Origin of the sequence: Planktosalinus lacus (assembly GCF_014640155.1) — a bacterium.
GTDB lineage: Bacteria > Bacteroidota > Bacteroidia > Flavobacteriales > Flavobacteriaceae > Planktosalinus > Planktosalinus lacus.
Window position 1 is genome coordinate 222,263 of record NZ_BMGK01000006.1, and the last position, 9,755, is coordinate 232,017.

7 protein-coding genes are annotated in these 9,755 nt (G+C 35.1%); 5 read left to right on the forward strand and 2 right to left on the reverse strand.

Translation table 11 applies throughout. The features are described 5' to 3' along the window. Positions 1-10: 10 nt before the first annotated feature. On the reverse strand, positions 11-2,545 hold the full coding sequence (gene gyrA / locus IEV69_RS09075; protein ID WP_188441664.1) for a DNA gyrase subunit A: 2,535 nt from the start codon (positions 2,543-2,545) through the stop codon (positions 11-13). 258 nt (positions 2,546-2,803) lie between these two features. Here gyrA and IEV69_RS09080 point away from each other — a divergent pair, with 258 nt between their 5' ends. From IEV69_RS09080 to IEV69_RS09090, 3 genes are read left to right on the forward strand one after another with little or no spacing between them, the layout of a single operon-like run. Continuing rightward, complete coding sequence (locus tag IEV69_RS09080; RefSeq protein ID WP_188441666.1) at positions 2,804-5,365, forward strand: ATP-dependent Clp protease ATP-binding subunit; 2,562 nt, start codon at positions 2,804-2,806, stop codon at positions 5,363-5,365. Between the two features lie 9 nt (positions 5,366-5,374). Next, entirely contained in the window at positions 5,375-5,719 is a 345-nt protein-coding gene (locus IEV69_RS09085; protein ID WP_188441668.1) for a TraR/DksA family transcriptional regulator, read from the forward strand. 23 nt (positions 5,720-5,742) lie between these two features. Next, complete coding sequence (locus IEV69_RS09090) at positions 5,743-6,132, forward strand: hypothetical protein (RefSeq protein WP_188441670.1); 390 nt, start codon at positions 5,743-5,745, stop codon at positions 6,130-6,132. A 5-nt stretch (positions 6,133-6,137) separates the two neighbouring features. Here the strand turns inward: IEV69_RS09090 and hutH are convergent, their stop codons facing one another. Further along, positions 6,138-7,649, reverse strand: a complete 1,512-nt coding sequence (gene hutH, locus IEV69_RS09095) for a histidine ammonia-lyase (protein WP_188441672.1) — start codon at positions 7,647-7,649, stop codon at positions 6,138-6,140. A 235-nt stretch (positions 7,650-7,884) separates the two neighbouring features. Between hutH and IEV69_RS09100 the strand changes: the two genes are divergently transcribed. Then, a complete protein-coding gene (locus tag IEV69_RS09100; protein WP_188441676.1) occupies positions 7,885-8,076 on the forward strand; it encodes a cold-shock protein in 192 nt (63 codons plus the stop codon). 217 nt (positions 8,077-8,293) lie between these two features. Beyond that, positions 8,294-9,571, forward strand: a complete 1,278-nt coding sequence (locus IEV69_RS09105) for a hypothetical protein (RefSeq protein ID WP_188441678.1) — start codon at positions 8,294-8,296, stop codon at positions 9,569-9,571. Positions 9,572-9,755 lie beyond the last annotated feature (184 nt).

Here is a 9,755-nt window from a genome sequence, read left to right on the forward strand (position 1 = left end):
TTAGTTTTTATTATTCTTCACTATCTGTATTTTTATCAACAACTGTTCCATTCTCAGCAGTGTCAACGTTTTCAACTTCTACGTCGTCTTTCATTGATTTTGCAACAGCTGCAATGGCATCATCTTCTCTAACTTTTATAAGTCTGACACCTTGAGTTGCTCTTCCCATAACTCTTAGATCGTCGACAGACATTCGAATTGCTATACCGGATTTATTAATAATCATCAAATCATCAGTGTCAGTTACACTTTTGATGGCTACTAAACTTCCTGTTTTTTCTGTGATAGATATTGTTTTCACTCCTTTACCGCCCCTGTTTGTAATTCTGTAAATTGCTTCACCATCTTCAGGGTCATCGATAAAGGTTCGTTTTCCATATCCATTTTCAGAGACAACAAGAACGGTTTCTTCTTTTGAGTTTTCAACTGTAATCATTCCCACTACTTCGTCTTGATCATTTGCCAATCTAATTCCTCTTACTCCGGAAGCATTTCTTCCCATTGGTCTTGTTTTTTCTTCTTCAAAACGAATGGCTTTTCCAGATTTTACTGCTAACATTATTTGGCTATCACCGGATGTTAGTTTTGCTTCTAGCAATTCATCATCTTCTTTGATTGTTATGGCATTTATTCCATTTGTTCTGGGTCTTGAATATTGCTCTAAAGCTGTTTTCTTAACCTGACCTTTTTTGGTTGCCATAATTACAAAATGACTGTTTATGTAGTCTTCGTCTTTCAGGTCTTGAACACAAATGAAAGCTTTTACTTTATCATCTTGTTCAATATTGATGAGGTTTTGAATAGCTCTACCTTTGGACGTTCTAGTTCCTTCAGGTATTTCAAAAACACGCATCCAGAAACATTTTCCTTTTTGAGTAAAGAACAGCATGTATTGGTGGTTGGTTCCTACAAATAGATGCTCTAGGAAGTCTTCATTTCTGGTCGCTGACGCTTTTTGGCCAACTCCACCTCTATTTTGTGTTTTGTATTCGTTGAGCGGAGTTCTTTTAATGTATCCTGCGTGAGAAATTGTGATTACTACCTTTTCATCTGCAATGAGGTCTGTGATGGAAACATCACCACCGGCATATTCGATAGTTGATCTTCTTTCATCACCATATTTATTCTTAATTTCAAGTAGCTCTTCTTTTATGATTTCCATTCTTCTTTCAAAGCTAGCAAGGATTTCCTTATAATCCTGAATGGTATTCATTAATTCTTCATATTCACTTCTAAGTTTATCCTGTTCCAATCCGGTTAATTGACGCAAACGCATTTCAACAATTGCTTTTGCCTGAATCTCAGTTAACTCAAATGAATCAATCAATTTTTGGCGAGCCTCATCTGCATTTGAGGAAGCTCTTATCAACCTAATAACTTCGTCAATATTATCTGAAGCAATGATTAAACCTTCAAGTATATGAGCTCTTTCTTCAGCTTTTCGAAGTAAATACTCAGTTCTTCTAACAACGACTTCATGTCTATGTTCTACAAAATATTGAATTAATTGTTTTAAATTCAACATTTGGGGTCTTCCTTTTACAAGTGCAATATTATTTACACTAAAAGAAGATTGAAGTGATGTATATTTATAAAGTGTGTTTAAAACTATGTTAGGAACAGCATCACGTTTTAGTATGTATACAATGCGCATCCCTTTTCGGTCAGACTCATCTCTAATGTTTGAAATTCCCTCAATTTTTTTCTCATTTACCAAATCGGCTGTTTTTTTGATCATGTCAGCCTTATTGATTTGATAAGGTATTTCAGTAACGATAATACATTCTTTACCTTTTACTTCTTCAATAGTTGCTTTTGCCCTAACGACAACCCTTCCTCTTCCAGTTTCAAAAGCTTCCTTTACTCCTTCATAACCATAAATAATACCTCCTGTTGGAAAATCAGGAGCTTTTATATGATTCATCAGCTCTGAAATTTCAATATCGTTGTTTTCAATATAAGCAATCGTTCCATCAATAACTTCGGTGAGATTATGAGGCGGCATATTTGTGGCCATACCAACTGCAATACCTGAAGCTCCATTAATAAGTAACCCAGGTACTCGTGTCGGCAATACTGTGGGTTCTTCAAGAGTATCATCAAAATTTAATTGAAAATCTACCGTTTCTTTATCAATATCTGCGAGCATATCCTCAGATATTTTTCGCATTCGTGCTTCTGTGTAACGCATTGCTGCCGGGCTGTCTCCATCAATTGACCCAAAATTACCCTGGCCATCTACCAACATATACCTTAAACTCCACTCTTGTGCCATTCGCACCATAGCGTCATATACAGATGTATCACCGTGGGGGTGGTATTTACCTAAAACTTCCCCAACAATTCTAGCTGATTTTTTGTGTGATGAATTTGACCTCACACCCAGTTCATGCATACCAAACAAAACACGTCTGTGAACAGGCTTCATTCCATCTCTAACATCTGGAAGTGCACGTGACACAATGACCGACATTGAGTAATCAATGTAAGCTGACTTCATTTCCTCTTCGATGTTAATCGGAATCAGTTTTTCACCTTCATTCATATATTTAATATTTTAATTTGTCGTTTATAAATTTTATCGAGCAATATACGGCTTTTAAAGCTTTTTTAGTCAAAAAACACATCTGGTTTTGCACTATTTTATTAACAAAAATTGACATCAAATAAGTTAATAAATAGACTCAAATTTATTTTGAAATTGAAAAGTTTTTTTGTCTTTTTACTTATGATGCTTTATCAAGGAATAGTTTTTGTAGAATACTAGCATTATTCGTAAATTTAGACACTAAGAAGATATACCATGGATGATAATTTTTCCCCAAGAGTAAAAGATGTTATTGCTTACAGTAAAGAAGAAGCCTTGCGGTTAGGTCACGACTTTATTGGAACAGAACACTTAATGCTGGGCCTTTTACGAGATGGAAATGGCAAAGCAATCAATATACTAAATGCTTTAGATATTGATTTAAATCATTTAAGACGAAAAGTTGAAATACTAAGTCCGCCAAACCCAAACACTACTCCAATGCCAAATGATAAGAAAAATCTTCATTTAACAAGGCAAGCAGAACGCGCATTAAAAACCACTTTTCTTGAAGCGAAGCTTTTTCAAAGCTCATCCATTAATACTGCACATCTATTGCTTTGTATTTTGAGAAATGAAAATGACCCAACTACAAAGTTGCTTAACAAATTAAACTTAGACTATGATGGTGTTAAAGATCAGTTTAAATTTATGATAACAAATGATGAAAACCCATTTCAATCACCCACCTCTGAGTCCTTTCCAAACGACGAAGACGAAAGCCAAACACCTGGAGAAAACCCAAAAGAAAATCCTTTTGGTACCAGTGGTTCTGCAAAAACAAACAAAAAATCAAAAACCCCTGTATTAGATAATTTTGGAAGAGATTTAACCGCGCTTGGTGAAGAAGGAAAATTAGACCCAGTTGTGGGAAGAGAAGAGGAAATTCAACGCGTATCCCAGATTTTGAGTAGAAGAAAGAAAAACAACCCCCTCTTGATTGGAGAGCCCGGCGTTGGAAAATCAGCGATTGCTGAAGGTCTTGCGCTTCGAATAATTCAACGAAAAGTATCAAGAATTTTATATGACAAGCGTGTGGTGACTCTCGACCTTGCAAGTTTGGTTGCCGGTACAAAATATCGTGGTCAGTTTGAAGAACGCATGAAAGCGGTTATGAATGAACTAGAAAAAAATGATGATATCATATTATTCATAGATGAAATTCATACAATAGTTGGTGCAGGTGGAGCAACCGGTTCTTTAGATGCTTCCAATATGTTTAAGCCTGCATTAGCTCGTGGCGAGATACAATGTATTGGTGCTACCACACTTGATGAATATAGACAGTACATTGAAAAAGACGGAGCTCTCGAAAGACGCTTTCAAAAAGTGATTATTGAGCCAACAAGTATCGAAGAAACTATTGAAATTTTAAACAATATTAAAGATAAATATGAATCACATCACAATGTGACATACACAGATGAGGCCATAAATGCTTGTGTAAATCTCACAAACAGATATATGACTGAACGGTTTCTTCCTGATAAAGCAATTGATGCTTTAGATGAAGCAGGTTCTAGAGTACATATAACAAACATTAATGTACCAGAAAAAATTCTTGAGATTGAATCTGAGCTTGAAAAAGTAAGGGAACAAAAAAACTCAGTTGTTAAAAAGCAAAAATATGAAGAAGCTGCAAAATTGCGAGATGATGAAAAGAAACTAGAAAAAGACCTTGCCGTTGCTCAGGAGGAATGGGAAAAAGATTCTAAATTACACAGAGAAACAGTGACAGAGGAAAATGTTGCAGAAGTGGTTTCAATGATTACAGGTGTTCCTGTAAATAGAATAGCTCAAACTGAAATCAAAAAACTTTCAGAATTGCCAAAACAAATCAAAGGCAAAGTTATTGGTCAGGATGAAGCTGTCAATAAAGTTGTTAAGGCTATACAGCGAAACAGAGCGGGACTTAAAGACCCAAACAAACCCATTGGTTCATTTATATTTTTAGGGCAAACTGGTGTAGGTAAAACCCAGTTAGCAAAAGTGTTGGCTCGTGAACTCTTTGATTCTGAAAATGCGCTAATTCGGATAGACATGAGTGAGTATATGGAAAAATTTTCTGTCTCGAGGCTTATTGGTGCACCTCCGGGTTATGTGGGCTATGAAGAAGGAGGTCAATTAACTGAAAAAATCAGGAGAAAACCATATGCGGTCGTTCTTCTGGATGAAATTGAAAAAGCACACCCAGATGTGTTTAATATGCTTTTGCAAGTGCTTGATGATGGTTACTTGACAGACAGTTTAGGAAGAAAAATTGATTTTAGAAATACCATAATAATTATGACATCTAATATTGGTGCCAGAAAATTAAAAGATTTTGGACAAGGTGTTGGTTTTGGAACTTCAGCAAGAACAAGTCAAGCAGACGAGAATGCAAAAAGCATCATCGAGAATGCGCTTAAAAAAGCATTTGCCCCCGAGTTTTTAAATCGGGTTGATGATGTTGTGGTTTTCAATGCCCTGGAAAAAGAAGATATCAATAAAATTATTGATATAGAACTTGCTAAATTATTTCTTAGAATTAAAGACCTTGGTTATTCTTTAACATTAACCAAAAGCGCTAAAAACTACATAGCAGACAAAGGTTTTGATAAAGAGTATGGTGCCAGACCTCTTAACAGGGCAATTCAAAAGTATATTGAAGATGTACTTGCAGAAGAAATCATTTCCTCGAAACTTGTAGAAGGAGATTCAATTACAATGGATTTAGATAAAGAATCTAACGAATTGGTTATTAAGATTGAAAAACAAAAAAAAACAACTGAGTCATAAATTTTTATAATGAGTTACTCTGAAAATGAACTTTCTGATATCAAAATTAAAATACTTTCTGAAATAGATAAAACATCAGAAGCTTTAAAAAAACTGGAAGAGCTCACAAAACCCATTTCCCCTGAAAATGCAATAGGAAGAGTTTCAAGAATGGATGCAATAAATAACAGAAGTATCAATGAAGCTGCGTTAGAAAAAACATCCCAAAAACTCAAACACCTAAAGGTTGCACTTTCAAAATTTAATGATAATGACTTTGGCTTGTGCAGAAGGTGTAATCAACAAATTCCAGTTGGAAGAATCATACTAATGCCTCAAACTAATCTCTGTGTATCTTGTGCTTCAGGACTTTAACTTAGATTTTATTTTTACGGAATATGAGTAAACTAAAAACTGTTAATAAATATAACTTTGGTGAACTCTCCATTTTTGATAACTTCATTATTGCAGTAATAAAGGAAGGAGTTAATCTTACGATCGATGACAATGAATCTTTAATTGATGTAGCCGAAAAATATTTTAAAAACAGACCTTTTGCCTATATAACTAACAGAATATACTCCTACTCTGTCAACCCAAAAATTTATTTAGAAACCTCCAAGATTGAAAACCTGGTTGCTTTTGCTGTTGTTTCTCAGAATAATTTAAGCATATCCAATGCAGAATTTGAAAAGCAGTTTTTAACTAAGCCTCATAAAAGTTTCAATAAATTAATTGATGCAATAAATTGGTGTGAAGAAAAAATAGCTGAAGCCTCAAAAGAGTAATAAATTTATTCATACAGCAATTCAGAATCAATATTGAAACTTTTCAAAAACGCTACTGTAGTGTGAATGTCATCAGCCATGATCCTGTCGTTTTCAACAAAAGAAACCCCTTGCCTGTACATTTTTAAAAATGACTCTAAAAACTCTGAAGTTTTCTTAGGCTTCCTAAAGGCTATTGCTTGAGATGCATTGAAGAGTTCAATCGCCAAAATGGTTTCCACATTTTCAACGATGCGCAATAATTTTGTCGCTGCATTTGCACCCATGCTTACATGATCTTCCTGCCCGTTTGAAGAAACAATTGAGTCCACGCTTGCGGGTGTAGCCAATTGCTTATTTTGGCTCACAATGGAAGCAGCTGTGTATTGAGGAATCATAAATCCTGAATTCAACCCCGGGTTGTCAACCAAAAAGCTTGGTAAACCTCTTAGGCCAGAAACTAGTTGATAGGTACGTCTTTCAGAAATACTACCCAGTTCTGACATTGCAATCCCCATATAATCCAAACCTAAAGCCAGAGGTTGTCCATGAAAATTACCTCCGGAAATGATTTTATCTTCGTCTATGAATATATTTGGATTATCAGTAACAGAGTTGATTTCGGTTTTGAATGTTTTTCTCACAAACTCCAGTGTGTCTTTTGTCGCCCCGTGCACCTGTGGAATACACCGGAAAGAATAAGGATCCTGAACGTTCATCTTTTCAGTAGCTGCAATTTCACTCCCTTCCAGAAAAGACCTTATATGTTGTGCCGTTTTGATTTGCCCACTATGGGGTCTCACCTCGTGAACCAAAGCATCAAACGGACTCATATTGCAGTCAAAAGCATCGATTGAAACTGCACTTATCACATCAGCAAGATAAGAGAGTTTGTATGATTTAATCAAACAGTAAATACCATATGCACTCATAAACTGTGTTCCGTTAAGGAGTGCGAGCCCTTCTTTCGCTTTAAGTGTGATAGGATCCCAGTTTTTCTTTGTTAAGACTTGCTTTGCCTGAACTATTTTGCTGCCTTCATAAACTTCACCCAGTCCCAGTAAAGGCAGTGCCAAATGTGCCAATGGTGCTAAGTCTCCCGAAGCACCGAGACTTCCCTGGGTATAGATGACAGGCAATATATCGTGATTGTAGAAATCAATAAGACGCTCTACAGTTTCAAGTTGAACACCACTGTTGCCATAACTAAGGGATTGCACTTTTAGAAGCAGCATTAGCTTTATAATTTCTCTTGGAACAAAATCCCCTGTACCACAAGCATGTGATTTAACCAGGTTTTCCTGAAGGGTTGTTAAGTTATCTGATGAAATTTTAATATTACAAAGGGAACCAAAACCGGTATTAATCCCATAAATGGGTGTTTCATTATTTTTAAGTTTATTATCTAGATAGGTTCTGGATTTATTTATATTCAGTATTGCTTCATCTGAAAGTGAGAGTTTTTTTTGATTATCAACAATATCAATAATAGTGTACAAATCAAGCACTTGACTGCTTATATAATGGAATTCCGGCATTTTTAAAAAATTTATTTATTGGTATTCAAATGTAGAAAATATAAGGTTAAATATGGCATTTATACTCCTTAGTTTCTTGATATTTTAAGAAAACAAGTCCTTTTGTTAAGAATGTTATAACTCCATTTCACTGTACTTAAGGTCTTTAAAAATAATTAGTTGTAAAACAATAGGTTATAAACTTTATTAGTTCTATATTTGCAGCTTATTAAAACAATTTTTTATTTTTATTATTATGCAAACAGGAACAGTAAAATTTTTCAATGATTCAAAAGGTTTTGGATTTATTAAAGACAACGAATCAAACGAAGAAATCTTCGTACACATCTCAGGTCTAGTAGACGATATTAGAGAAGATGACGAAGTAACCTTTGAGACAGCTCAAGGAAAAAAAGGATTAAATGCAGTAAATGTTAAACTAGCGTAAGCATAGTTTTTAATATATACCCTTTAAACTTTAAAAGCTCTCCAATTGGAGAGCTTTTTGTTTTTAACACCTCTCCTAAAATTAACATTAAACTTCTGTAAACCATAATGTTAACAATTGCTCTCAGATTTTGGCACGACCTTTGGTAATTATATAGCGTATAAAGTAATGCTAACCAAAACCTTTAAGCAATTACTAATATTTAAAATCCGCTATTATGAAAAATTTTGTTCTAACATTCGCAGTTTTATTCATCGCACTGATGGCTATTCCCCATTCAGCAAATGCTACTGATTTCAACAGAAATTATGACGGAAACAAATTCATTTTTGTAGAAGGTGGTGTCGAGTTTTCTGTCTTCCCTGATGGTCAGTTTGACTTTATATATTTAGGCAATCAAGGAAATAACGTTAGCATCAACACACCTAACGTAGCAATCAATTACAATTCAGGACACAATTATGATGCCTATGTGCAATATGATAGTTATGGAGCCGTGATTCAGATTGAAGATGTGCCCATTTACTATGATGAATATGGACGTATTATTCAAGCTGGAAATGTTGACATTAGATATAACGACAGAAGATTGGTTCAGGTAGGCGGACTGTATGTACACTATAACCCTTATGGGTATTACTCTCACTATACCGGTTACATTAATGTCTACAACAGATATTATGTTTACAGACCTTGGCACACATATTATGCTATACCCCACTATACCTATTGTGTTGTTTATGCAACCCCTTACAGAAGATATTATTCTCCCGTAAGATATAGTTATTCACATCACAGAAATTATTACCGCAATGGTCACGCTTATGTAAATGGAAGAAGAGATTTTTACAGACCCGGAAGCCGCGTGCACCATAGAAACGGACGTGTAGCCGTAAACAGAGATTATAGAGGAGCAAGAAATGAGTCTTTGACTTACAGAAGAGATGATAGTAAAGCACGCACTGCATACAATAGCCGTACTGAAAATGGAGTACAACGTGGGACTCCCAGAAATTCCAATGCATCCAGAGTAGAGTCAACACAACGTGGCACTCCAAATAATTCTGCTATTACCAGAAACGATAGAACTCAAAGAGGAACACCTACCAGTAGTTCAAATACGTCAAGAACTGAAAGAGCAGATAGAACTCAAAACGCCAGACCTGCAACTACTGTAAACAGAAATGACAGCGCTCAACGTATAAATACTAAATCAAGGGTTACAAGAAATGATCAGGTCCAAAGAAATAAACCTATAAACAGAAATGTTTCAAGATCACAAAGAACTGTGACTAGCAGACCAAGTGCTACAAGAAATGTTTCACGAAGCGCTAATACACAAAGAAATAAACCTGCAGTTACACAAAGCAGACAAAGAAATTCAAGTCCGGCAAAAAATGTTTCCAGAAGTACGCCTTCGAGAAACACTACTGCTTCAAGAAGCTCTAGTTCAAACTCAAGAAAAAGCACCTCCTCTAGAGGCGGAAGAGGATAAAAATATTTAAGTTAGTTTTGGTTGGTTAGTTGAAACCCTTTTGAAAGTGGAAACACTTGAGAGAGGGTTTCTCTTTTTTTGAGACTGTTCAAAAAAGTGTGTCAAATTAATAATTTATTAATTTAGACATATGAAAGATATAGAAAAACAGAATGATTTTGAAAAACTGGTTACAGAACTTTCT